This window comes from Niallia sp. Man26, from assembly GCF_022049065.2.
Taxonomy (GTDB): Bacteria; Bacillota; Bacilli; order Bacillales; family Cytobacillaceae; genus Niallia.
The window spans coordinates 1548458-1570434 of record NZ_CP095743.1 but is presented as its reverse complement, the minus strand read 5'-3'; the positions used below and the strand labels follow the sequence as shown (position 1 = coordinate 1570434).

Here is a 21977-nt window from a genome sequence, read left to right as displayed (position 1 = left end):
TGCAACTAAACTAGTAAAATATTAAATAAAAATCCAAAAAATCAAACTTTTCGACTATTGTGTAATTCAATGCTACAAATTCGAATTTCCTATAGATTTTAATAAATTTTAAAGTAGGTTAACTTTCTCCACAAAAATTCAACTGGGCCTTGTTTAAAACGTTGTAACCAAAGATAGCTTAAGCCAATTTGGCAGACAGCAAGTACAAAAGAGATGAGTATTAACTTTGACGGCGGTATTGTTGCATACAAAGAAAAAATTCTAAAAATGAGTAACCCAATAATGTTTTGCATTAAATAATTAGTAATCGCCAATCTGCCAACATAACGGAAATAGATTAGACTCATTTTGCTTAGCTGCAAAAACAGTAAAATACTTAACCCATAAAACAATGACATAAGCGGATTACCAAATGCATCAGATGCTTGAATAAACAGCAAGGAATCAGGGTGCAGCACAGCCAATATTTTCAAGCCTAACCCTAGTCCTCCAAACAAAATCCATACAAACACATGCTTCTTCGTTATATGTATAATAGTTGATTTATTTTTCGCTAGTAAAACCCCGATTAAAAACATCGGAAAAATGCTTAGAAATAAATATACAATAGAAAAAAACTCAAAGGTTGACAGCCAATCATAAAAATTTTGTAAAAAAGCTGTGATTCCACTTGTCTGATAATTTTCAATAACGGTTAGTAAGTAATCGTAATCAAAGTACTCAGCCGGATTATACGGAAAATGAATAAATAAAAAAAGCAGCAACATATTTGGCAAATATAACAGTATTAGCAGAATGCTAATTGTCTTACTAGACGCCTTATAGAGTGGCAGCAACAAAAAGCCAAACAGAGCATAGGTGGTTAGGATGTCTCCGTACCAAATGAAAATAGCATGCACTGCCCCAATGCAAAGTAGAACGAATTGCCTTCTGGAAAATAGTATGTACGGATTTTTTCCCCTTGCCGCTGCCTTGTCCATAAACAGCATAAAACTGAATCCGAACAGAAGAGCAAATAAAGGATAAAAATTTCCTTGTACGAAAATAAATAATAATTGTTGTATTAATAAATCAACTTGTCCTGTCCAAAGACTGCTTGGAAAGCTGTCATATAATACGGGACTGCTTAACGGCACAATATTCGCAAAAGCAAGCCCTAAAACAGCAAAACCTCTTACTATATCTATTTCATGAATTCTCTCTAAGCTATTCATATCATCCCTTCTTTCATAAAAAAGACTCACCGCATATAACAATTGCAAATTCTGCTATATGCGGTGAGCCCCGCTACCTATATTTTTTAATGAAGTTATGCATCACATGAAATTCTCAGTCCATTTTCCTCTAGCCAAGTAAATCTTTCCGTTTGGTCAGGGATATACCGGAGCACATCTTCAATCATCGGAAAATACTTCGTATTGCGTTCAAGAGAGTATATCATCCATTGCCCTCGTCTTTGTTCCTTCACAAGTCCTGCATCCTTTAACTTTCTTAAATGCTGACTGACTGCCGGTTGAGACATTTGAAAAATGTCAACAAATTCACATACACAGCAATCATGGATATTCAGCATCCCGATTATGGACAACCTAGTCTTATCACCTAATAACTTTAAAATGGCTGCTGTTTCTTCCAACTCTTCATTAGACATTATAATCATCCATTTCCATTAAATTATAATTATATAATAATGCCGTTTTCTAATGTCTGCAAGGATATGCTACTTCTAATTACCTATTTTGCTTTATTCTTCATAAATAGAACATCCAAAAATACTATACCGAATGAGCAGCCCAACGGGATAAATAAATAAGAGTATGCACCGTTATTATCTTGCTTGAGAACATTATTAATAAAAAAAGAAATAATGGCAAGCACAACAAACCAAGAGAGGAATTTTAGCATTCTCTTTTTAATTTCTGTCCGATTTGCCTTTCTCCAATATTTTAAAGCACTACCACCGAGGTACAAAGCATACAGCAAAATAAATACTATATATCCATAAATAAAATTTTCTGCAAAGGCAAGACCATTATGAAAATAAACAATAAAAATAGCTAAAACGGTAGATAATCCGAACACTGCAAGCATGAGCCAGTTAAACCAAACATAATTTTTTACCATCGTACACCACCAAAAACATTCATTAAACTGCTAATCCACTATCTCAAACTATACATTATTTGTAAACTTTTTTGTATTTTTCCAGTCAATCTGGATATTCCTCCAACACCCATGGAAGAAAAACTTCAAAATTCAGCTGAAGAATGGGCTCAGGAAAATTTGCTTGTACCTGTTCTGCTTCCTGTGCTAGACAAAACTCAAAAGGGCCGAGCTGGTATGTATGATGATCCTGCCAATCAGACATTGTACATGTGTTGCCCTTCAAAACCTTGCCGACAATATGATAAAAGCCTATATAATGATGCAGCTCTGCGTTTTCCATTGCAAACTCTGAAACTTCTGCCGGTTTTTCTGGTATGATGCCAAGCTCAGCAAAAAATGAGGTGACAGAAGCATCGGCACTTTTGACCGCCTCTGCATAATTACAGCAATAGAGACAATCACACACCTCTATATCTGTTTTGTAAAATTTATTTGTTTTTTCCACATCTATTTCCAATATCCAGCCATTATATGTCCGTATTTTCATATCCTTCCCTCCTATAAGAATAGATATATATGGAAAAACATAAAAGGTTTTCTTAGCAGTGTCAACAAATTCTTTTATTGACCAAAAAACCGTCCAGACGGTACAATAATAAAAAAACAGGAAGGAGACATTACAATGGATTCAAAAGCTGATGTTAAACGCCGGCTTATTATTGATACAGCGAAACAAATTATTCATGAGAGTGGCATTACCTCCTTAACCCTGGATGCTGTTGCCAAACAAGCTAATATCAGCAAAGGCGGTCTTTTGTATCATTATTCGAGCAAAGAGGCTTTAATAAAGGGGATTGCTTTGTCTATATTTGAAGACTTGGATACAGCTTTAACGGAATACGCAAAAAAAGACCCCGTTGAAACAGGCAAGTGGACAAGGGCAATGATTGAAGTGACAAAGGATGATTTATACAACCGTGCCGAGCTAAATGTTGCAGTGATGGCTTCCTCGTTATTGGATAAGGATGTAGCTGAAGGTATTTCAAACAGCTATCAAAGAGCTTTAACAAAATTGGAAAACGACGGCATTTCTCCTGTGACAGCTTCAGTTATCCGTCTCGCCCTTGATGGACTGTACTACTCGCAAATGCTCCATGTTGCTCCATTGGATAAAAAAATGCAAACAGCAGTGCTTGATCAGCTCACACTCATGACAAGGAAGGAGGATGTGTAATGAATCCATATTTACTACTTGTAGTTTCCATTATAAGTGAAGTGTTTGCAAGCTCGATGCTGAAAGCAACAGAGGGCTTCAAAAGGCTGCTACCGTCTGTTGGTGTCGCTTTAGGATATGGAATTGCCTTTTATGCTTTATCGTTGACATTAAAGACCATGCCGATTGGAACAGCCTATGCAATTTGGGCAGGTGTTGGCACAGCACTGACGGCGGTGGCTGGAGCCGTACTTTATAAAGAAAGCTTCAACAGCAAAAAAGTAATCGGCCTCTTACTTGTCATCGGCGGGGTAATCTTATTGAATTTTGGCGGAGCTCATTAATTGAAAGGAGACTTCCATTGTGAAAGGATATATTTATTTAACAATCTCGATTATAGCTGAAGTATTTGCCACAACAATGCTTAAATTGTCAGAAGGCTTTACCGTTATGCTCCCGTCTGTCGGTGTAATTATCGGCTATGTACTTGCCTTTTATTTCATTTCAAAAGCGCTCCAAACACTGCCGCTAAGCTTAGCCTATGCAATATGGTCAGGTGTTGGGACCGCTGCGACTGCGATAATAGGCGTCATTTTATGGGATGAGCTGATGAACACAGTCATGCTGTGCGGAATTGTGCTTATTATTGGCGGTGTTTTTCTTCTGAACGGGTCAGAAAAGACAGAAACAGCGAAGAAGCCTGCTAACTAATGAGCTTCTTCGTTTTTCTTAAAAAGATCTCCCTAAATATAAGGCAATGTCTCGTATCCTTTCATCTATTTCCGCTTCTTTTGCTTCCCTTTCCTTACTATAGGAATAAAAAGTATCACCTTTAAGCAAATGGTCCGATAAATTTAATAAACTGACTGCTTTTTTGTTAAATTTGTTCGCAACAGCAAGTGTAACGGCTGACTCCATATCAACACCTAAATGCCCAGCTGTTGACCAGGCTAGAACCATCTTTTCTGTCTCTAAATACGGAGTGCTCACAGACAAAACACTGCCTGTAACATACTTGTAGTTTTTTTTCTGGCAAAATTCAATGGCCCTCATTGCCAGTTCCTCATCGGATGTTACCGTTTCACAGCCTGGCAAATAAGCAGCTGAAACTCCATCGTCCATTTTTGCCTCAGTCACTATCAAAATATCACCATAGTTGACTTTAGCTGACAAACCGCCAAAATAGCCTGTTTGGATAAATATGTCAGTGCCCATTGCTGCGAACTGGTGGGAAACTGCTGCAGCCATTGCTCCTCCGTATACATTAGCAAATCCTGTTAAGACAGCCTTATTTCTCCCAATGACTGTATTCCACTTTGGCAAAAGCATTTCCTGGCTCAAGATTCCCTTCCACTTATTGATATTATCTGCATGATTCCATTCCCCATGAACAATTAAAGCATCAGGAACATGGTGTTTTTGGATGCCAACAGCATGAAGCCAATCTTCTTCCGTAAAGTCTCCATATAGTTTCATATATTAGTAACACCTCTTAAAAGTTAGCTAATAAATCCCTACTTCCACGTTTCGTTCAATTTATCTGAATAAAAGGTAATTGCTTTCTTGTACTGTAATATACTTTCATCCATTGTTGTCTCCACTAAGGCAGTAAGCAGGAACTCCATCGCCTTTGCGTGATTCTCCAGATTGTATAAAGTCATCGCGTAAAACACTTGGAGTGCTCTGTTGGCCGGATACTTCTGAATTGCCTGTGAAAAAATGTCGCTTGCCTTCTCATAATCTCCTAATGTTCGGTATGTGCTGCCAAGCCCCAATAAGGCTCCTTCCAATTCCGCTTCGGGAAGTCCTAACTGAATAGCTTTTTCATAAAATAACACTGCCTTCCTTTCTTCTCCTAATAAATCTAGACTCCAGGCGTATTGATAAAGGATAAACGAATCCTCCGGATAGCTTTGGACTAATTCCATCAGCACACCGCTTGATTTATAATACTCCCCGTCCTCTCTCCACTTTAATGCTGCTGCAAGTTCGTTTCTCATGTTTCCCTCCTAAATACTGCTATTAACTTATTAAGTTCGCTTAATCCCCCGCTTCCCCTGCTTGTTTTTAATATAGGAACTTAGATTTTTTTATTATTTTTATTAAAATCCATCTAAACCACTTGGATTAGTGTATTTTTTTGTTGTATAATGAATATATGATAATACGAACAAACAAAATCAGAGTTATACAGTAATAGACACATATTGATATAGAATATCCATAGGAGGGAATACCATGGTAAATCTTAATGATGCAAAAAGAAGATTAATGATTCAAAAATTAGCAGTGTATGGCAATTACTCGTTTGATGCCTTAAATAGCTTTTCTCTTCCTGAACTGAATAAAAGATACCATGAGTGTATGGCAGCAGTGCATCCTCATGATGGAACAGGCTCTATTAAGTGGAAAAAGCAAAGATAATTTTTTACTCGAAAACCAACCTAACAAGTAAGAATAATTGGATATAAATATAATCTGCTAATCTAAATGAATATGCCGATCAGTCAGCCTGAAGGCCCTAATGTATAGTGTTTGCTATACTTAGGGCCTTTTTATTTTCAGCTTGAAAGGTGGTGAGAACTGTATAGGCTCTGATTTGTTTGTTTATAAAAATCGTATGGGAGGATACATAATGGTTTATTTTAAGAAAGCAAGTTTCTTACTATCTGTTTTACTGTTAATCTTTGTGAGTGCCGCCTGCGGTGCGCCCTCTGCATCAAACAGTTCGTCTGACGAAAAGGCTGGCGAAATAACTGTAAATATCGGGGTACAGCAAAGCATTTGGCCAATTCTGCTTGCGAAAGAGAAAGGCTGGTTTGAAAGTGAGTTTGAAAAGGCTGGTGCTAAAGTTAACTGGGTAGAATTTCAGAGCGGGCCTTCTTACTTTGAAGCAATTGCTTCTAACCGCCTTGACTTTGGCCGTGTCGGCAATATCCCCGTTTTAGCTGGCCAAGGCGGGGGAATAAAATTCGAGGAAATCGCAACAGCAAGCACCGGGGAGCTTGGTGATGCCATTATCGTTCCCAAAGACAGCCCGATTAAAACAGCAGATGATTTGAAAGGCAAAAAAATTGCTGTTGCTAAAGGCAGCAGTGCATATGGTCTTTTATACAGACTGCTTGAAAAAGAAGGCATTAAACCATCTGAACTGGAAATTATCCAGCTTCAGCCAGATGAAGCTCAGCCTGCATTTGAAACTGGTTCTGTTGATGCATGGGCCATCTGGGAACCTTATCAGTCCATTCAGGTGATTAACAAGAAGGCGAAAGTAATCGCAACAGGAAAAGATATCGGCAGCTACAGCCCAGGCTTCCAAATTGTTCGATCTGAATTTGCAAAAGAACACCCTGAACTTGTTGAGCTGTACTTAAAAGTTACGGAAAAAGCAACTAGATGGCAAAATGAACATAAAGAAGAAGCAATTAAAATTTATGCAGACTTAAAGAATACGGACGAAGAAATAATCAGCAGAGTCCTTGAAAATTCTGTTCCTGAAAACACACCTATTAGCGCTGACATTATCAAGGAACAACAAATAACTGCTGATTTGCTTTTGGAACAAGGTGGATTGACAAAAAAATTGGATGTGGCAGAGGTTGTTAATAACCGTTACATTGAAAAAGTTTTAAAAGAATACGAATAAGCTAATAGATTTCCTTCTGAATGCTTGTCTCTTACATTCTATCAAGCTAATGAAAGACACCTCTCTTTTTATGAGAGGTGTCTTCTTATATGCCCAGTTTATCTCGAAGCGTGCCGTCAGTGTATTCTGTTTTAAACAAGCCTCTGTTTTGTAGTTCCGGGATAACGGACTCGATAAACTCCGTCAAGCCTTCACTCATCTGCTGGGGCATGATGTTAAAACCGTCAGCAGCACCATTTTCAAACCAGACCTGCAGTTCGTCTGCAATTCTTTCTGGTGTTCCGGCAATAGTGAAATGCCCGCGACCGCCGGCTAAGCGGAGCAGCAGCTGTCTTAATGTGAGATTTTCTTTTTTAGCTAGGTCGCTGATTAGTTTTGTTCTGCTCTGATGCCCCTTTATTTCTTTTATATCAGGCAGTTCTGGGAAAGGACCGTCTAACGGGTAAGAAGTCAAATCAAACCCGACTCTGTTGGACAGCTGAAGCAAACTGTACGCTGGATTTGTAAGCTTATGCAGCTCTGTCTCTTTTGCTTTTGCTTCTTCATCCGTATTTGCGATTACAGGGCAAATTCCCGGAAGAACAATGACCTTGCTTGGATCACGTCCAAAATCTTGAACTCTGGACTTTAGTTTTTTATAGAAGATTTGTGCGTCTTCCAGTGTTTGCTGTGCTGTAAAAACAATTTCTGCATATTGTGCCGCAAAGTCAATGCCGTCTTTAGAGGAGCCAGCTTGAACAATTACTGGCTTGCCTTGCGGTGATCTTGGGCTGTTTAATGGGCCTTTAACAGAAAAATAGCTACCTTTATGGTTAATTTCATGGACTTTTTCGCTTAACGCATAAACCCCTGTTGCCTTATCCTTGACAAGTGCATCTGCTTCCCAGCTGTCCCAAAGCTTATTGGTCACTTCTAAAAATTCCTGTGCCCGCACATACCTCTGTTCATGATCTGGTATTTCTTCTAAATTAAAGTTTTTCGCTTCTTCATCTGTTCCAGACGTGATAACATTCCAGCCTGCTCTTCCTTTACTCAAATGATCAAGGGAGGAAAAACTTCTGGCAACATTGAAAGGCTCTGTAAAGGAGGTTGATACTGTTCCAATTAAGCCGATTTCCTTCGTAACAGCTGCCAGCGCGGACAAGAGGATGAGCGGTTCCATCCCCCCTCCACCGAGTTCTCCGTATGTAACTGCTTTAGTCGAAACAGAGTACCTGTTTGCCATAAAGATAGAATCAAATTTTGCCCTTTCTGCTTTAGCAGCAATTTCTTGATAAAGCCTGAAATCCTGCACACTTTCTACTGCAGAGGCTGGATGCCTCCAAGCTCCTTCATGATGACCCATGCTTGTTAAAAACAAGTTTAAGCGCATTTTTTCCCCTTTTGTACGGTATGTCATTTGATTTCACTCCCTTTGTTCATTAGCCTTTAAAGCTGTCCTGCCATTTCAACAATCTTCTTTCAAATATCCTTATAAACGAATCTGAAGCCTTCCCAAACACTGCAAAGATAATAATTCCTACAAAAACGACTGTTGTTTGTGAAAATTGCCGCGCATCTGTAATTAAATAGCCGATACCTTCAGATGATCCCATCAGCTCTGCTGCCACTAACGCAAGCCAGGCTGCTCCTAAGGCAAGACGCAGGCCGAGCAGAATATTAGGAAGTGCTGATGGGATAATTAAGTTAGTTATTTGTTTCCATTTGCTGTACTGTAAAACTTTCGCAACCTCATACATTTTCCCATCAACACTGCGTATGCCTAAAAAAGCATTCACATATAGCGGAAAGAAAGCACCTTTGGCAATCAAAAGAACCTTTGAAACCTCTCCAAAACCAAACCATAGGATAAATAGCGGTATGACAGCTAATGTCGGAATTGTGCGTAGCATCTGCATAGTCGGGTCAAGGGTATGCTCTATTTTGCTAGAAAATCCAACAGCTAATCCAGCTAATAGACCAAGAGAACCTCCAATTATAAACCCTCCGATTGCCCTAAGAAAACTGACTTGGAAATGGTAGAGCAAATTCCCTGTTGTCCATAAATCAATGAAAGCCATGAAAATCTCACTCGGTCTTGGAAGCAGTGTCTCTGATACAAACCCATATATTCCCGCTGCTTCCCATACTGCTATTAATAGAACAGGGAAAATCATTCCCCGCAAAAAAATAACCGTTTTAGAAGGCAGCTGTTTTCCTTTTATCTTTTTTTTACGCTTAGCTTTTACAACTGAGTCTCCGTATAACAGTTCACTATTATTACTCAATGTGACCTCCCTCCCATCACTGCATGCTCTGATTTCTCAAACTCCTGCAAAATCGCTTGACGGTATGCTTGAAATGCATTATCCGCTTTCTTCCGCGGGTACGGAAGTTGAATATCTACAACCTTTTGTATCGATCCTGGTCTTGCATTCATAATGACAACTTTGCCTCCTAAATAGATGGCTTCATCTAAATCATGTGTTACTAGCAGCATGGTCGTTTTGTTTACTTGCCAGATATTCAACAAAGCATCCTGCATATGTGTCCTTGTGAATGCGTCTAACGCACCGAATGGTTCATCTAATAGCAAGACTTTCGGATTGCGGAGCAGAGCTCTTGCAATTGCTGCTCTTTGTGCCATTCCTCCTGATAGCTCCCTTGGGTATGATTTTGCAAAGCCGTCAAGCTTAACGAGCTTAATCAGCTCTGCGACCTTTTCTTGAACTTTTTTGTTTTTTAGGGAGAAGTTTGCGGCGATATTTTTTTCTACCGTGTGCCAAGGAAAGAGGCGTGGTTCTTGGAAAATAAAGCCCTTATCGGCGCTGGGCCCGGTTACTTCCACCCCCTCAATCGATACAGAGCCGGACACTTCCGTATCAAGGCCTGCTATGATTTTCAGCAAGGTGCTTTTCCCGCAGCCGCTCGGGCCGATAATGGTAATCAGTTCACCTTTTTCTACTGCTAAGTCAATATCCTTTAATGCATGTGTATCACCATTTTTCGAGCTGAATTTTTTATTTAATTGATTGATTGCTAATAATGTCATAAACTTCTCCTCTCCTTTCAATCTTCCTATTTACGATTGGAATATGGATAAAAAAAAGACACGAAGCAAAAAAATCAGCAACCGTGTCTTCTCCGGTGGTCCGGTAGCAAGAGCATCTTTTATTTTTTTGTGTCTGTTTGTATACGGATTTTTTCTTCTCTCTCAATTTGTGCTATTCTCCCGGCATGAAGGGTAATGGTGACAGAACCATACTCAATTTCCTTTAATATGGAGATGATATATTTTTCATTTTCGTAAGTTACTTCGGCCATTTAAATAACCCCCTATATAAATTTAAAAAAGCCGCTTACTCCAATATTGGGAAGCGGCCTTCAGTTGTCTGATCAGCACCTTGCTTATTCTTTTGTATTCTTTATGCGTGAATATTCCTTTTCCAGATCTGTTAGTGTCCATTCAAACAGATGCTGTCCCTCTTTTTTATAAATGCCTGCAGCTATCAAGGAATGGATTAAATAACTTTTTCTTCTGTCTACCAACTCTCTTAATTTTCCAGACATTTTTCATCGCTCCTTAGTAATCTCTTTAAATACTAATTATTTTAATCTCTTTACTGGGTATTAAATCACAAAAAAATTATGGACGAATTTTTTCTATATATTTTGCGGTATATTCCACTGTATCTGGATACTTAATACCAACTCCTGTATTTAAACAAACGACTTTTTCTTCCTTGCCAAGCCAGCCTGCTTCCCGAAGTTTATCAGCTGCTGCAATTGTTGCGGCACCCTCTGGACATATAAACTGACCTTCTGACTTTGCGACAAGCTGCTGAGCTTTCGTTAATTCTTCTTCTGATACTGCCACTGCACAGCCATTTGTCTCATATATCGCCTTTAAAACCAAAAAATCTCCTAAAGCTTTCGGTACATTAATTCCAAATGCTTTCGTTTCTGAATTCTCCCAAAAATCAGACTCTTCTTTCCCCTCTAAATACGCTTTGACAATAGGCGCACAGCCTTCTGCTTGTACGGCGACTAAACGGGGAAGTCGACCGCTGATCCAGCCAAGCTCTTGCATTTCCAGAAATGCCTTGTAAATACCAATTAAACCGACACCGCCTCCAGTTGGATAGAGAATGACATCTGGTAGTTCCCAGCCAAATTGCTCAGCAATTTCATAGCCCATCGTCTTTTTCCCTTCAATCCGATATGGTTCCTTCAAGGTTGATGCATCAAAATAGCCATTATCCTTTACCAGCTGTGCCGTGATTTTGCCTGCATCACTTATAACGCCGTCAACTAAATATAGCTCTCCTCCAGAAACGCTCACTTCTTTGCGCGTAATTTCTGGAGCATCAAGAGGCATGACGATATGTGCGCGAATTCCCGCTTTTGCAGAATAAAGGGACCATGCAGCACCTGCATTCCCATTTGTAGGCATCGCAAGCTCCCTCACCCCAAGCTCTGAAGCTTTTGAAACACCGACTGCAGCGCCTCTTGCTTTGAATGAACCTGTTGGAACAAGTCCTTCATCCTTTAAATAAAGATGCTGAAAGCCTAACTCTGCTCCTGCCCTTTCTAATGGAAGCAGCGGTGTCATCCCTTCGCCTAAAGTTTTTACATTCTCTTGGTTCAATACTGGAAGCACCTCATGATATCTCCATAAAGTGTTTTCCCTGCCTTGCAAATCCTCTTTCGATAAGTCATGTTTTAATTTATCCAATTCATATCGAGCGAGTAGTGGGGAACCACAGCTACATAATTGCTGTATTTCTTCGGCAGAATAATATTTACTGCATTTTGGGCATTCCAGATGGTGTATGTAGCTAAATCTCATGGCCATCCTCCTGTATAAGTATTATGTAATTTAAGTTGATAAAAAAAGAGACCAACAAAATACAAGTCTTGACATGTATTTCGCTGAATCTCTAGTGATCTAGTCGATTCCTTTAAAATATTTACAAATATCTGTTAAACCTATGTTAACAGCATCTAAAAGTCGTTGTCAATCATTTTTTAGGGTATTCTGATTGATTTACTTGGAATAATAGTTTAGTCCTATTAATCCTCCTACATTCGCTCTTATTGGACGGAATCTCCGCTAGGGTAGACTGTTGTAACATAGTGATAAAACAACCCAGTAATCGTCTGGGTTAACAAAAATATCGGGAAGGAATAAGGCAAGCTGTAATTATTCTGATAGGTGATGATATGCAACAAGGTGAAAAGCCATTGTGCAATAACCCCAAATAGAGCCCATCCTCCTACATAAAACGCAAACGTTTTTTTACGTATTTTTAATACTTCGTAAAAATATATAAAGGCATAGCCAAAAGGTCCATATAAAGCATAATAAAACAGGTCAAAAAGCTCGTAGTGGTTCGTATCATTTTCACGATATAAATCGAGTAATCCTCCCCCTATTGTAAAGTCATATAATATTCCCGTAGTTATTCCCCATAATATACTCATACAGGTTATTTCCCTGCTCAGCTTTTTCGGTGTGAACATAACGAACAAATAGGCGGCAACCGTCAAAATCAATAAGGATATCTCATTAATATCAAATTTTCCAATCCAAATCATTTTGTCAGCACCTCTTTCTCTTTATCCACCATATATGTTTGATACCATTTATGAATCCCTAACACTACAAGATGGAGAAGAAGATAGTAAACCAAATCATAAAATATCGACCAGTGTTTGACTGTAGTGACCTTTAATAAATGACTGATAATTGTTATACCTAATATCACTAATGATGACACGAGGATATGCATTAGCTTTTTCACTAGGGAAGATTGTTTGCGACCAAAATTCAAACAAATTAACACAATCACCGGAATAACAATGCTTCTCTTAATCAAATAAGCAACAAAATCCCACGGTTCACGAGAATAGGTAATCAACTCAAACTCCTCATAAACAAGCCAAGTCCAATTAAGATTTATAATTAAAACACTTAAAATTAAAACCGTATTTTCTACAATGCTGTACTTCTTCTTTTGAACAAAAAAACAAATAATGGTCAGCCACCCTATAAAAAAATAAATTGCAAATGCCATCATAACCTCCAACTGCTTTTTCCATATTGTCACCTGAACTCCAAAGAATTATGAATGTTTGCTAATAGATACATGTTAAAAGCTTCGCCCTTTTTTAGCTGATGATGCTTGCGCCATTCCCTTTTTTTTATAAATTTCATTTACTAATAAAAAGGAGATGTTTGTAATGACAGAACAAGACTTGATTATTTTTCTCCACATACCTAAAACAGGCGGGTCCACTCTTAATACTATTTTCAAACGGCAATTTTCGGTGGAGGAAATTTATGATCATGAGCTTTTTCAAAATGAAGTTATTCCATTGGATCAGCTGACAGAACGGCAAAAAAACGATATTAATGCATTTGCCGGCCATCATTTGTATGGAGTTCATGAGCATTTTCAAAAGCAGCACCACTACTTCACTATGCTTCGCCATCCTGTCGATCGGGTTTTATCCCTGTATTCTTATTTGAGAAACTATCCAGGCTATGAAAGATTAAAAGATATGACGTTAGAGGAGTTTGTGAGGACAGAACCAGAAGCTAATAACTGTCAGACACTGCTTTTATGCGGATATCCTGTCCAGTATGATCTTAACTTAGCCAAAGAAAGATTAGAGTCATTTGATGCTGTGGGGATAACGGAAAGATTCGATGAATCCTTATATTTACTTAAATCTGTGTATAATTGGAACGACATTCATTATAACAAGGTCAATATTACAAAGAAAAAGCTTAGACGGGCAGATGTCCCGAAGGAAACGATCAAGCTGATAGAAGACTATAATAAGCTTGATATGGAACTGTATCAGTTTGCTAAAGAGCTTTTGCAAAAACGATTGAATGGCTTGTCAAAAAAGGAAAAAAAGGAAATGAAAAAATTTATTCAAGCCCAAAGAGCCTTAAACAAACAAAATAAAAAAGCAAAGCCTTAAAAAGCTTGCTTTTTTATTGGGGCTCTACATGGACATGCACTTGGTAAACTCCGTATTCACGCTGCAGCTCTGCCTCCACATCATCAGCTATCCCATGGGCTTTTTTAATATCCAATGTAGAATCAACGAGAATAGAAACATCGACCACTTCGTTATTGCCGTAGTTTCTCCCTTTTATTTCTTTAATGCCCTTTACCCCTTCCATAATCAAAATAGCATTCTTTAACTTTTGCAGCCTGTCCACATCAAAGCCGTCTGACAGCTCATGGGATGCTTGCCTGAATATCTCAATAGCTGTTTTACAGATCAGCATTCCGACAACCAGTGCAGTAACAGAATCAAGCCACGGCATATTCAACTGTGACCCGAATATGCCGACAGCCGTACCGATACTTACCCACGCATCTGAAATATTATCCTTTGCCGCAGACATAACAGCACTGCTGTTAATTTTCTTAGCCAAAGTGCTGTTGTAGCGATATACACCATACATTACTGCTGCAGCAAATAAACCGACAAACCCTGCCATCATATCAGGTGACTGACTATCCTTGTGCATGAAGGAAGAAACAGAATCAATTAACACCTCAATGCCGACAACCATCATAATGAATGAAGCTACCATAGAAGAGATGCCTTCGCTTTTCCAATGACCATAGCGATGATTCTTATCTGCAGGCTTTTGTGATAGTCTTAATCCTATTAGGACTGCAACCGAAGCAATAATATCTGTTGCGTTATTCAGACCATCTGCCCGCAATGCTTGTGAATCCGTCATAAAACCTACCGACAGCTTTATAATCGAAAGGAAAATATAGGCAGCAATACTGATTAATGCTCCTCGTTCTCCTAATTTTAAGTCCTTAAATTTTTGCTCCTCCATGAAATCTCTCCCTACTTAATAATAATCATATGATAACAAGCATATTTCGGGTGGGTCTAGAGCAATCTTCTTGCACAAAAATTAAAAAATTCACTTTGCGTAATTGTTTTTCCGCCATGCAAAACTTATCCATATTTTTACTTCGCGATCCCTCGTTGTTTGACTGCCGTTTTTATCAAAATAATTAAATATAAAAAAAGTGAAAGCACCAGCCCTTTTAGTCCTCCGTATATAAACACCGAGCTTTTTACCAACACTCAAAAGCATGATCATAAACACTGTAATAACATCCATTCTTTCAATAATTTCCCCATTTGATACAAGACGGGTTGCAGATAAGAGGGGGAAGTTTGCTCTTAAGGCAATCCTGCTTCCAAGGGATGCTGTTATCAGCAAACTAGTTAATGTTAAAAACAGCCCTGAAAAAATAATGGAAAATAAGTAGATGATTCTGCTTTTGTGTATATTCCCTACTAAAGGCAGAATGCACATAAAAACAATCATTTCTCCATATGGCCTTGCTACTTCGTATGGAAACATGCTTTTTACAAATGGTCCAATCCCTCTCCCTAATACAGGCTGAATGTTTTCAAGGTTGAGACTTCTGCTACCATACAAAAAAATCGTCAGCAATAGTAAAAAAACGATAGAGTATGGTGTCAGCACCTCCGTTGTTCGACCGAGCACTTCTATTCCAAGATATAAAATATAACCGAGCAGAAGCGTAAAGGTTAACGCGATGAATTCTATCGATGTTAACGGCAAGATAGCAGCAGAAGTCAACACACTAAAGTCTCTGACAATCCTTGCTGCAATATAAAAAAAATAGACAGCATAAATAAAACCTATTATGATTGCAACTGGTCTGTTAAAGCAGAACTCCAGGATTTGATATAAGTTCTTGTTCGGCTGTAACATAATCATATGATAATATAAATAGGCAATAATAACACCGATAAATGTAGAAAATAAAATAACAAGCCAGCTGTCTTCCCTCGCCTCAAGGCCTATACCAAAAACAAGGGAGCTTCCTAGATTAAAGCCTAATATTAATGTAAATAATTGTGTGAGCGAAACTTTTTCCGTTAACATAACAGCAGCAGCCTCTTTCCCATTACCGATGTACCTATAATTCCCATAAGCCTCTCCATATATGTATAAACAAAAAAAGACCCTTTCAAATAGTTTGAAAGAGTCACTTTAATGACTTAGTAAAAATTGCAGGCAAATCACGCAAGTCATCTATTACTATATCTGCCTCGGATAACTCCTCTAGTTTAGCAAAATCAAAATTACATCCGACTGAAAGGAAGCCATTTCGACTCGCTGCTTGAATATCTGACAAGCGGTCACCGACTACAGCGCCAGACACTATCTCATATTTCTGGATGACAGCTCTTACTAAATCGGCTTTATTTAGTGAATGTATTTGAGCAATGCTAAAGGTTTCGGTTACCCATTTATCTAACTCGTAATACTCGACAATTGCTTTTAAATAGGCAGGCAGGCCATTGCTGGCAATAAAAATTGCAAAGTTCCTGTTTTTTAATTCTGCAAGCACTGCTTGTGTGTGAGGATATAATGCCCCTTTGCCATTGTTGATATTTTCTATTAATCTTTCTAAAAAATAAGCATCTATTGCCGCACGTACCTCTTGGCTGTGTAAGGGCAGTAAAGTTTCCCATACTTGCGGAAGCGGCACCCCCATAATTTCTCTGTATTTTTCAATTGGTGTGGCACTATTCCATAACTGCTGATCCCTTAAACGTTTAAAAGCATCTTCTAAGGCCAATTCTAAAATAGAATTTGTTTGAAATAACGTACCATCCATGTCAAAAATGATTGCTCGTAACATTATGCGCTCCTTTTACTGATTCGTTAGAGGATTGCCAAATACTATATGCCAATGAAGATGTTTGGAATCCTGATAATTTCCTAAATTTGTAATTACACGGCATGCACCATATTCCTCCGTCACACTCGCTGCAAGCTTTTGAATGACACCTAAAAGCTCAAGCAGCAGTTTTTGATCACTTTCCTCAAGTGTCAATAACGACGAAATATGCTTTTTTGGTATGGCCACGATATGTACCGGATAAAATGGTTTAGTGTGATAATAAGCTAAAACATTATCTGTTTCGATTATTCTTTTCACCTTTGTCTTATTACTCAGAACTTCCTCACAGTAAAAATCGTTTCCCAACATTTATTCCCCTTTTCACTTTTTTGTTAGTCTACGAGATGAATATTCTTGATTGGCCAATAAATAATATTTGTCGTCCCAACTACTTTGCTTGTCGGGATTACTCCGATATAACGGCTGTCCTTGCTGTTTCTTCTGTTATCACCGAGCACAAACAGGGAATCCTTCGGAACTCGGTCCAACCCTAGCAGGCTCTTTAATGTAAAGTTTTCTGTTAACAATGCCCCGCTTCCGAATAATTGCCGTAATTCTTGCTTGTTTTTATCCAAGTAAGGCTCTTCATAAGCCTCGCCATTTATGTAGAGTGTATCATCCTTATATTCTATCTTGTCGCCCGGCAAGCCGATTACCCTCTTGATATAATCCTCCTTTTCATTAGCGTGGAACACGACAATATCAAATCTTTGAATCTTCCCTACCTTTGTAACAATCATTCTGTCGCCATTATCTAACGAAGATTCCATTGATTCACCGTCCACAATGATTGGGACAAAAATAAATAGGCGAATGACAAGCACTGCAATAATCGCTATAAAGGCAGATTTCAGCCATTCAAAATTTTCATTGTTCAGCAGATTTTTCAAGCTATCACTACCTTTTCTTGTTTGCGGACATTTTTCTCCCTATTATCGTACCATTTTATGGCATTATTTTGAACTAATTAAATGCGGTTAGGACGGAAATACTATATTTGATGTTGATAATTTTTAGGAGGAAAAAAGATGAGAAACTGGAAAATGTATGTGCTGCTGATTGGACCATGGTTCACTTTTTTACTATTTGGCGCGAAATCCTTTAGACGCTTTTTACCTACAGGCATTTTTAGTTCACTTCTAATTACTTTAATCAGTGAGCTTTCTAAAAGCTACACATGGTGGAAAGTAAAAAAACCGATTATTCCAGGACTCTCTACAGACATCACCTTTGTATTCGGCCTTTTTTTCACCTTAAATTTATGGATTTTTAAACTTACATATGAAAAAGTTTGGCTTTATATTATCTCGAATATTTTTGCCGATTTTCTGTTTGCCTACCCATTAAGTACACTCGCTGAAAAGTTCAAAATCTATAAGCTGGTCAACCTTAAGAGGCTGCAGCTCTTCTGCTTAAGTCTGTCTGTCGCAGGATGCAACTATTTCTTTCATCGTTTTGTTGTAGAAAAGGAAAGAAAAGGATAACGATATTTTTTATGGATTATTACACTAAAGGAACTGATGCGTATTATGACCTTTTTAATTATCTCCTGCCTCCTATTTATTGTTATCGCTTGGATAATTCCGAAGAGAATTTCACAAGCAGAGCAATATGCCGTTATCCTATATTCCATGTTTATTGGATTTTTTGTTGACGTACTGCTTGATCTTAAGCTCCATCTATATGGCTATTTTTCCCAAGGCATTCAATTTGCCGGGTACTTGCCAATCATCATTCTCTTTCCTGCATCCGGAATATTATTTGTAAATTTTTTCCCATATAAAAAATCAGTGCTTCATAAATCCTTATATGTCATTTATTGGAGTATTTTCTGTATAATTTATGAGTTTGCCTCCGTTAAATCAGGTTACTTTTATCATAATGGCTGGAACTATTGGTATTCTGCCGCTGCTTATCCGCTGCTGTTGATTTTTCAACTAATCAATATTGCTATCTTTAGGAAATTAATGAGGGGGGAAGCCGAATAATATACCCCCTTATTGGTTCTTAAGTAGCTTGAGCCTTATCTCTTGTGCAGATGAAGCCTCTAATAAGAAATGATCCAAAATAACAGCTGACATTAGTAAAGCCGCAGTCATACAATAATTCTTTCCATTCTTCTTCACTATTAACCTCTGTCCCCTGCCCAATTGTTGCAGCAAATTCTGCGAACTCTTCAGGTGATATGCCGTTTGAGATCATTTAATTTCTCCAACCCGCCATTTGCATTTCGAAAGATTCACTGACCTGTTCTCCTTGAATGGCAGCAAGTAAAAGCGGTGCACCTGGTTTAAGGTGTTTAGCAATATTCAACAGAAATTTCCGTTTATTTTCTAACCCTTTTATAAAATGAAGAACAAGCAGGCATGTAGCTCCATCAAATTGTTTTTCGGTAGAAAACATATCCCATTCTGAGTGGTGAAAACAGATTCGATCTGCTATATTCTTTGTTCTGCTTTTCGCAAGTTTAAGCATCTCCTTTGAGGAATCGACAGCCACATATGACCAGAGCGAATTATTGCTGAATGTGACGAGTTCTTGCCCGCCGCCAGCTCCGACAATTAATACTGTATGATTACTGTCACCAATTAAAAAACCTTCCATCAAGTTCCCTGTCAGCTCATATAATAGTGGGTAACCTGCAATCTTTTTCCTTATTGTTGTAGCATAGGAATTAACACTAGGATCCTCCCAGCTCTTCGCTCGTTTGCTTTCCGGCATATGAATGCCTCCTTTTTTAATGAATGCAATTGTAATTCCCATTTGTTATCATTAAATTAATGATATTAATAATCATTATCATTCTATTTAAAAATTACAACAAGCAAAATCCCATATTTATGGGATAGTTATCACCCTGGAAAGAGGCGAACAAAAATTGAAGAAAGACACAGCGTTTATAACTGATTTTTTGAATAACTGTTTAATACATATAAAAAAGTCTATTTGTTATGAGGCAGGGTGTTTTACGACAGTCGACTCATTAACACTTCTATCAACAGGTGCCTTCACGGATGCTCGGATTGAAAAAATACATCCTCTTTTATTTGAAAATGAATATTTACAGAAGGACTTTAACCGGTTTGAAAATCTCATAAAGCTTCCTGTTCCAGTTGGTGTTTTAAGTCACTCTACAAATGGAAATCTTGCGTTGAGTACCCGCAGTAAAGAAATTCTTCAGCCTGCTGGTTTTTCAGATGAGCTGCGTGCAGCTGTTATGTATAAAGGAAAATGCTGCGGATTTTTGACATTGTTTCGTTCTAATAAACAGCAGATGTTTACCCAAAAAGATATGGACGAGATAATTTCGTTGTTGCAGCCGATCTCCATAAAGCTGTATGACTTTTTTGCTGCTCCATTGCCACCAGGCAATACAGCAGATTGGGATAAAAGTGTGATACTGCTTAATGAAGATATGCAAATAACCGCAGCCAATAAAGGCGGGCAGAGCTTGCTTGACTTTCTGCGTAAGCTAGAACAGATAGACAGCACCATTTTACCGCGGCCGGTTAGGGCAGTATGTACAAAAGCAAAGGCGAATGATCTAGTGCAGACAGAAGCAAAAATTTGTATTCACCCCTCTGCAGGAGAATTTTTCACAATCCATGCGACTTTAATGCAATCACAGGACCAGCACTTTGCCGTCACCTGCCAAAAAACAGCACCACAAGAAATTTTACATAATACAGCTTCCCTATACAGACTGTCAGACCGGGAAAAACAGCTAGTAAACTATATATTTCTCGGAAATACCACTAAAGAGATTGCAGCAGCATTATATATTTCGCCACATACAGTACAGGACCATTTAAAATCGATTTTCACAAAAACGAACAGTACAACGAGAGGAGAATTGGTGTGGGTGCTGCTTAATAAATATAGTTTTTCTTGAGGCATTAACAAAACTCTCCTGATGGTGGGAGAGTTTTGGGATTGCTTTAGTTTAGCCGTTTTCTGGAGGGCATTTGATCACCTTCCGATAAAACCAATACAAACCTAGATAAGATATAAAATATACAGGGATAGAGTACCAAAGCTTCCACTCGAAATGCTTCATGAATCCTGCTTTATGCAAAAGATACTCAATCAAAAAAGAGATGGCTGTCCAAATGATTACATAGAGAAGATAATGATTATTTTTTTGAAAGTTTAAATATAATACTGTTAGCAACGGAGGAACTAATGAAACGAGAGCGAAATCCGTAAATTCTACCTCCTTGGATGGGCCAAAATCTACATAATCAAGCTTCACAGCAATGAAGAAATGAGCAAGCCAAGCACAATAGCTTACAATCGGCACAACAATGACATTTTCTCGCCATGTTAATTGCTTCGGCATAAAAAAGAGCATGATAACAAGCAAACCTACTGTACTCCATAAGATATACATATCAATCCCACCTATAACTTAAATATGGCAACTATTATTGTTTGAATGCTAACCAAGTTATATACATTTTTGGTGCAATTGCTTTACAACAATTCTAAAATACGTAAAAAAGAGCTCTCACAATCGTGAGAGCTCAATGAATTGTTTCCAGCCCTGTATTCTAAACAGTCATTTTCCAGTTTGAAAAGCTTAGCCAATTTTCTTTTTCCTTATAATCAGGCATTATTTTCCCAACAAGACGCCAAAACGAGCGGTCGTGGTTTAAATGGACCATGTGACACATCTCATGTACAACTACATAGTCAATGACCTCACGTGGTGCCATTGCCAGTCTCCAATTGAAGGTTAATTGCAAATTGGAATCACATGTACCCCAGTTCGTTTTACTATCTGATATCCGTACAGAACGGGGTTTTGTTTTAAAGTTGCCTTGATAAACAGAGATACTTTTTTGTACTAAGTCCTTACACTGCTGATAATAAAAACGTCTTAATGCTTGTTTACTCTTTTCATCGTCAAGCTGCTTCACATATATATACAGTGTTTCTTCTTCAAATACAACATAGTCCTGCTTAATTTTACGGTCTTGGAATATTTTAATAGGATATGCTTTCCCTAAATACAGAAAGCTTTCATCATTATCATAGACCTTTTCTTGTGGACCATTCCACCTATCCTTCATTTCTGCTAATTTTTCCTGTATGAGTTCCCATCTGTCTTCTAAAGCCTGAAGCACCTTTTCATCTGCTATCTTTTTCGGAGCTTGTACTTCAATTTCTCCATAGCTATTTATTGATATTCCGATGGAGGTTCTATTTTTGTACTTTACTTCATAGCTAATTGTCGAACCTGAGTACGTATGAATCATTT

General features: G+C 38.1%; 32 protein-coding genes. 9 read left to right on the top strand and 23 right to left on the bottom strand.

The window, feature by feature from the left end; translation table 11 throughout:
- Positions 1 to 98 precede the first annotated feature (98 nt).
- The 4 genes from L8T27_RS07900 to L8T27_RS07885 all read right to left on the bottom strand — a co-directional run bounded on the left by L8T27_RS07900 (position 99) and on the right by L8T27_RS07885 (position 2653).
- Positions 99 to 1214, bottom strand: coding sequence for a DUF418 domain-containing protein (locus L8T27_RS07900; RefSeq protein WP_237941234.1), 1116 nt, complete (start codon positions 1212 to 1214; stop codon positions 99 to 101).
- 95 nt (positions 1215 to 1309) lie between these two features.
- Positions 1310 to 1651, bottom strand: coding sequence for an ArsR/SmtB family transcription factor (locus tag L8T27_RS07895; RefSeq protein ID WP_233314269.1), 342 nt, complete (start codon positions 1649 to 1651; stop codon positions 1310 to 1312).
- A gap of 83 nt (positions 1652 to 1734) precedes the next feature.
- Complete coding sequence (locus L8T27_RS07890) at positions 1735 to 2124, bottom strand: hypothetical protein (RefSeq protein ID WP_233314270.1); 390 nt, start codon at positions 2122 to 2124, stop codon at positions 1735 to 1737.
- A gap of 85 nt (positions 2125 to 2209) precedes the next feature.
- Positions 2210 to 2653: a hypothetical protein gene (locus tag L8T27_RS07885; protein WP_233314271.1), complete on the bottom strand. Its 444-nt coding sequence runs from the start codon at positions 2651 to 2653 to the stop codon at positions 2210 to 2212.
- A gap of 135 nt (positions 2654 to 2788) precedes the next feature.
- On the opposite strand from L8T27_RS07885, the gene L8T27_RS07880 reads away from it, so the two are divergent.
- From L8T27_RS07880 to L8T27_RS07870, 3 genes are read left to right on the top strand one after another with little or no spacing between them, the layout of a single operon-like run.
- Positions 2789 to 3340, top strand: a complete 552-nt coding sequence (locus L8T27_RS07880) for a TetR/AcrR family transcriptional regulator (protein WP_233314272.1) — start codon at positions 2789 to 2791, stop codon at positions 3338 to 3340.
- Positions 3340 to 3663, top strand: coding sequence for a DMT family transporter (locus tag L8T27_RS07875; RefSeq protein ID WP_233314273.1), 324 nt, complete (start codon positions 3340 to 3342; stop codon positions 3661 to 3663). The genes L8T27_RS07880 and L8T27_RS07875 overlap by 1 nt, the downstream gene beginning before the upstream one ends.
- Before the next feature lie 19 nt (positions 3664 to 3682).
- A complete protein-coding gene (locus tag L8T27_RS07870; protein WP_282581426.1) occupies positions 3683 to 4030 on the top strand; it encodes a DMT family transporter in 348 nt (115 codons plus the stop codon).
- A gap of 18 nt (positions 4031 to 4048) precedes the next feature.
- Here the strand turns inward: L8T27_RS07870 and L8T27_RS07865 are convergent, their stop codons facing one another.
- Complete coding sequence (locus tag L8T27_RS07865; protein ID WP_237941233.1) at positions 4049 to 4795, bottom strand: phosphorylase family protein; 747 nt, start codon at positions 4793 to 4795, stop codon at positions 4049 to 4051.
- A gap of 38 nt (positions 4796 to 4833) precedes the next feature.
- On the bottom strand, positions 4834 to 5319 hold the full coding sequence (locus L8T27_RS07860) for a tetratricopeptide repeat protein (RefSeq protein ID WP_233314275.1): 486 nt from the start codon (positions 5317 to 5319) through the stop codon (positions 4834 to 4836).
- A gap of 238 nt (positions 5320 to 5557) precedes the next feature.
- On the opposite strand from L8T27_RS07860, the gene L8T27_RS07855 reads away from it, so the two are divergent.
- Entirely contained in the window at positions 5558 to 5743 is a 186-nt protein-coding gene (locus L8T27_RS07855; protein WP_233314276.1) for a hypothetical protein, read from the top strand.
- 211 nt (positions 5744 to 5954) lie between these two features.
- A complete protein-coding gene (locus tag L8T27_RS07850; RefSeq protein ID WP_233314277.1) occupies positions 5955 to 6965 on the top strand; it encodes an aliphatic sulfonate ABC transporter substrate-binding protein in 1011 nt (336 codons plus the stop codon).
- A gap of 85 nt (positions 6966 to 7050) precedes the next feature.
- Here the strand turns inward: L8T27_RS07850 and L8T27_RS07845 are convergent, their stop codons facing one another.
- The 8 genes from L8T27_RS07845 to L8T27_RS07810 form a co-directional block, all read right to left on the bottom strand.
- A complete protein-coding gene (locus L8T27_RS07845; protein WP_237941232.1) occupies positions 7051 to 8364 on the bottom strand; it encodes an LLM class flavin-dependent oxidoreductase in 1314 nt (437 codons plus the stop codon).
- A gap of 22 nt (positions 8365 to 8386) precedes the next feature.
- Positions 8387 to 9232: an ABC transporter permease gene (locus L8T27_RS07840; RefSeq protein WP_245399858.1), complete on the bottom strand. Its 846-nt coding sequence runs from the start codon at positions 9230 to 9232 to the stop codon at positions 8387 to 8389.
- On the bottom strand, positions 9229 to 9996 hold the full coding sequence (locus L8T27_RS07835; protein ID WP_237941231.1) for an ABC transporter ATP-binding protein: 768 nt from the start codon (positions 9994 to 9996) through the stop codon (positions 9229 to 9231). The genes L8T27_RS07840 and L8T27_RS07835 overlap by 4 nt, the downstream gene beginning before the upstream one ends.
- A gap of 119 nt (positions 9997 to 10115) precedes the next feature.
- A complete protein-coding gene (locus tag L8T27_RS07830; RefSeq protein WP_233314280.1) occupies positions 10116 to 10268 on the bottom strand; it encodes a YezD family protein in 153 nt (50 codons plus the stop codon).
- An 84-nt stretch (positions 10269 to 10352) separates the two neighbouring features.
- Positions 10353 to 10514 (bottom strand): Fur-regulated basic protein FbpA, encoded by a 162-nt coding sequence (locus L8T27_RS07825; RefSeq protein ID WP_233314281.1) that lies wholly within the window; start codon positions 10512 to 10514, stop codon positions 10353 to 10355.
- Positions 10515 to 10590: 76 nt separating this feature from the next.
- Positions 10591 to 11793: a threonine synthase gene (locus tag L8T27_RS07820; RefSeq protein ID WP_237941230.1), complete on the bottom strand. Its 1203-nt coding sequence runs from the start codon at positions 11791 to 11793 to the stop codon at positions 10591 to 10593.
- A 245-nt stretch (positions 11794 to 12038) separates the two neighbouring features.
- Entirely contained in the window at positions 12039 to 12542 is a 504-nt protein-coding gene (locus L8T27_RS07815) for a hypothetical protein (RefSeq protein ID WP_233314283.1), read from the bottom strand.
- Positions 12539 to 13054 carry a hypothetical protein gene (locus L8T27_RS07810; protein WP_233314284.1) on the bottom strand — a complete coding sequence of 172 codons (516 nt, stop codon included), beginning with the start codon at positions 13052 to 13054 and terminating at the stop codon, positions 12539 to 12541. The genes L8T27_RS07815 and L8T27_RS07810 overlap by 4 nt, the downstream gene beginning before the upstream one ends.
- A 133-nt stretch (positions 13055 to 13187) precedes the next feature.
- Here L8T27_RS07810 and L8T27_RS07805 point away from each other — a divergent pair, with 133 nt between their 5' ends.
- Entirely contained in the window at positions 13188 to 13937 is a 750-nt protein-coding gene (locus L8T27_RS07805; protein ID WP_237941229.1) for a sulfotransferase family 2 domain-containing protein, read from the top strand.
- A gap of 13 nt (positions 13938 to 13950) precedes the next feature.
- On the opposite strand, the gene L8T27_RS07800 is transcribed toward L8T27_RS07805, so the two are convergent.
- The 5 genes from L8T27_RS07800 to lepB all read right to left on the bottom strand — a co-directional run bounded on the left by L8T27_RS07800 (position 13951) and on the right by lepB (position 17607).
- Positions 13951 to 14820 carry a cation diffusion facilitator family transporter gene (locus L8T27_RS07800; protein ID WP_233314286.1) on the bottom strand — a complete coding sequence of 290 codons (870 nt, stop codon included), beginning with the start codon at positions 14818 to 14820 and terminating at the stop codon, positions 13951 to 13953.
- A 90-nt stretch (positions 14821 to 14910) separates the two neighbouring features.
- Complete coding sequence (locus L8T27_RS07795) at positions 14911 to 15912, bottom strand: GerAB/ArcD/ProY family transporter (RefSeq protein ID WP_237941228.1); 1002 nt, start codon at positions 15910 to 15912, stop codon at positions 14911 to 14913.
- Positions 15913 to 16015: 103 nt separating this feature from the next.
- Positions 16016 to 16675: an HAD family hydrolase gene (locus L8T27_RS07790; RefSeq protein WP_237941227.1), complete on the bottom strand. Its 660-nt coding sequence runs from the start codon at positions 16673 to 16675 to the stop codon at positions 16016 to 16018.
- Positions 16676 to 16687: 12 nt separating this feature from the next.
- Positions 16688 to 17026 carry an HIT domain-containing protein gene (locus L8T27_RS07785; RefSeq protein WP_233314290.1) on the bottom strand — a complete coding sequence of 113 codons (339 nt, stop codon included), beginning with the start codon at positions 17024 to 17026 and terminating at the stop codon, positions 16688 to 16690.
- 23 nt (positions 17027 to 17049) lie between these two features.
- The gene (gene lepB, locus L8T27_RS07780) at positions 17050 to 17607 is read right to left on the bottom strand and encodes a signal peptidase I (RefSeq protein ID WP_237941226.1); all 558 of its coding nucleotides are present in this window, start codon (positions 17605 to 17607) and stop codon (positions 17050 to 17052) included.
- Between the two features lie 138 nt (positions 17608 to 17745).
- On the opposite strand from lepB, the gene L8T27_RS07775 reads away from it, so the two are divergent.
- Together L8T27_RS07775 and L8T27_RS07770 are read left to right on the top strand one after the other, a co-directional pair.
- Entirely contained in the window at positions 17746 to 18201 is a 456-nt protein-coding gene (locus tag L8T27_RS07775; RefSeq protein WP_233314292.1) for a hypothetical protein, read from the top strand.
- A gap of 45 nt (positions 18202 to 18246) precedes the next feature.
- The gene (locus L8T27_RS07770; RefSeq protein WP_237941225.1) at positions 18247 to 18705 is read left to right on the top strand and encodes a CBO0543 family protein; all 459 of its coding nucleotides are present in this window, start codon (positions 18247 to 18249) and stop codon (positions 18703 to 18705) included.
- Positions 18706 to 18724: 19 nt separating this feature from the next.
- Here the strand turns inward: L8T27_RS07770 and L8T27_RS07765 are convergent, their stop codons facing one another.
- Together L8T27_RS07765 and L8T27_RS07760 are read right to left on the bottom strand one after the other, a co-directional pair.
- Positions 18725 to 18919: a hypothetical protein gene (locus tag L8T27_RS07765; RefSeq protein WP_237941224.1), complete on the bottom strand. Its 195-nt coding sequence runs from the start codon at positions 18917 to 18919 to the stop codon at positions 18725 to 18727.
- Positions 18920 to 19438, bottom strand: coding sequence for a class I SAM-dependent methyltransferase (locus L8T27_RS07760; RefSeq protein ID WP_237941223.1), 519 nt, complete (start codon positions 19436 to 19438; stop codon positions 18920 to 18922).
- A 157-nt stretch (positions 19439 to 19595) separates the two neighbouring features.
- On the opposite strand from L8T27_RS07760, the gene L8T27_RS07755 reads away from it, so the two are divergent.
- Positions 19596 to 20609: a helix-turn-helix transcriptional regulator gene (locus L8T27_RS07755; RefSeq protein ID WP_237941222.1), complete on the top strand. Its 1014-nt coding sequence runs from the start codon at positions 19596 to 19598 to the stop codon at positions 20607 to 20609.
- Between the two features lie 51 nt (positions 20610 to 20660).
- On the opposite strand, the gene L8T27_RS07750 is transcribed toward L8T27_RS07755, so the two are convergent.
- Together L8T27_RS07750 and L8T27_RS07745 are read right to left on the bottom strand one after the other, a co-directional pair.
- Positions 20661 to 21107: a CBO0543 family protein gene (locus L8T27_RS07750; RefSeq protein ID WP_237941221.1), complete on the bottom strand. Its 447-nt coding sequence runs from the start codon at positions 21105 to 21107 to the stop codon at positions 20661 to 20663.
- Between the two features lie 160 nt (positions 21108 to 21267).
- On the bottom strand, positions 21268 to 21975 hold the full coding sequence (locus L8T27_RS07745) for a M48 family metallopeptidase (RefSeq protein ID WP_233314297.1): 708 nt from the start codon (positions 21973 to 21975) through the stop codon (positions 21268 to 21270).
- Positions 21976 to 21977 lie beyond the last annotated feature (2 nt).

Bases quoted from the DNA above. Each gene is read 5' to 3' on its own strand.
- L8T27_RS07895 (WP_233314269.1), bottom strand. From the start codon at position 1,651: ATGTCTAATGAAGAGTTGGAAGAAACAGCAGCCATTTTAAAGTTATTA.
- L8T27_RS07900 (WP_237941234.1), bottom strand. From the start codon at position 1,214: ATGAATAGCTTAGAGAGAATTCATGAAATAGATATAGTAAGAGGTTTT.
- L8T27_RS07820 (WP_237941230.1), bottom strand. From the start codon at position 11,793: ATGAGATTTAGCTACATACACCATCTGGAATGCCCAAAATGCAGTAAA.
- L8T27_RS07815 (WP_233314283.1), bottom strand. From the start codon at position 12,542: ATGATTTGGATTGGAAAATTTGATATTAATGAGATATCCTTATTGATT.
- L8T27_RS07750 (WP_237941221.1), bottom strand. From the start codon at position 21,107: ATGTATATCTTATGGAGTACAGTAGGTTTGCTTGTTATCATGCTCTTT.
- L8T27_RS07825 (WP_233314281.1), bottom strand. From the start codon at position 10,514: ATGTCTGGAAAATTAAGAGAGTTGGTAGACAGAAGAAAAAGTTATTTA.
- L8T27_RS07855 (WP_233314276.1), top strand. From the start codon at position 5,558: ATGGTAAATCTTAATGATGCAAAAAGAAGATTAATGATTCAAAAATTA.
- L8T27_RS07785 (WP_233314290.1), bottom strand. From the start codon at position 17,026: ATGTTGGGAAACGATTTTTACTGTGAGGAAGTTCTGAGTAATAAGACA.
- L8T27_RS07770 (WP_237941225.1), top strand. From the start codon at position 18,247: ATGACCTTTTTAATTATCTCCTGCCTCCTATTTATTGTTATCGCTTGG.
- L8T27_RS07760 (WP_237941223.1), bottom strand. From the start codon at position 19,438: ATGCCGGAAAGCAAACGAGCGAAGAGCTGGGAGGATCCTAGTGTTAAT.
- L8T27_RS07795 (WP_237941228.1), bottom strand. From the start codon at position 15,912: ATGTTAACGGAAAAAGTTTCGCTCACACAATTATTTACATTAATATTA.
- L8T27_RS07845 (WP_237941232.1), bottom strand. From the start codon at position 8,364: ATGACATACCGTACAAAAGGGGAAAAAATGCGCTTAAACTTGTTTTTA.
- L8T27_RS07830 (WP_233314280.1), bottom strand. From the start codon at position 10,268: ATGGCCGAAGTAACTTACGAAAATGAAAAATATATCATCTCCATATTA.
- L8T27_RS07865 (WP_237941233.1), bottom strand. From the start codon at position 4,795: ATGAAACTATATGGAGACTTTACGGAAGAAGATTGGCTTCATGCTGTT.
- L8T27_RS07875 (WP_233314273.1), top strand. From the start codon at position 3,340: ATGAATCCATATTTACTACTTGTAGTTTCCATTATAAGTGAAGTGTTT.
- L8T27_RS07790 (WP_237941227.1), bottom strand. From the start codon at position 16,675: ATGTTACGAGCAATCATTTTTGACATGGATGGTACGTTATTTCAAACA.
- L8T27_RS07800 (WP_233314286.1), bottom strand. From the start codon at position 14,820: ATGGAGGAGCAAAAATTTAAGGACTTAAAATTAGGAGAACGAGGAGCA.
- L8T27_RS07745 (WP_233314297.1), bottom strand. From the start codon at position 21,975: ATGATTCATACGTACTCAGGTTCGACAATTAGCTATGAAGTAAAGTAC.
- L8T27_RS07835 (WP_237941231.1), bottom strand. From the start codon at position 9,996: ATGACATTATTAGCAATCAATCAATTAAATAAAAAATTCAGCTCGAAA.
- L8T27_RS07880 (WP_233314272.1), top strand. From the start codon at position 2,789: ATGGATTCAAAAGCTGATGTTAAACGCCGGCTTATTATTGATACAGCG.
- L8T27_RS07860 (WP_233314275.1), bottom strand. From the start codon at position 5,319: ATGAGAAACGAACTTGCAGCAGCATTAAAGTGGAGAGAGGACGGGGAG.
- L8T27_RS07890 (WP_233314270.1), bottom strand. From the start codon at position 2,124: ATGGTAAAAAATTATGTTTGGTTTAACTGGCTCATGCTTGCAGTGTTC.
- L8T27_RS07805 (WP_237941229.1), top strand. From the start codon at position 13,188: ATGACAGAACAAGACTTGATTATTTTTCTCCACATACCTAAAACAGGC.
- L8T27_RS07850 (WP_233314277.1), top strand. From the start codon at position 5,955: ATGGTTTATTTTAAGAAAGCAAGTTTCTTACTATCTGTTTTACTGTTA.
- L8T27_RS07775 (WP_233314292.1), top strand. From the start codon at position 17,746: ATGAGAAACTGGAAAATGTATGTGCTGCTGATTGGACCATGGTTCACT.
- L8T27_RS07885 (WP_233314271.1), bottom strand. From the start codon at position 2,653: ATGAAAATACGGACATATAATGGCTGGATATTGGAAATAGATGTGGAA.
- L8T27_RS07765 (WP_237941224.1), bottom strand. From the start codon at position 18,919: ATGATCTCAAACGGCATATCACCTGAAGAGTTCGCAGAATTTGCTGCA.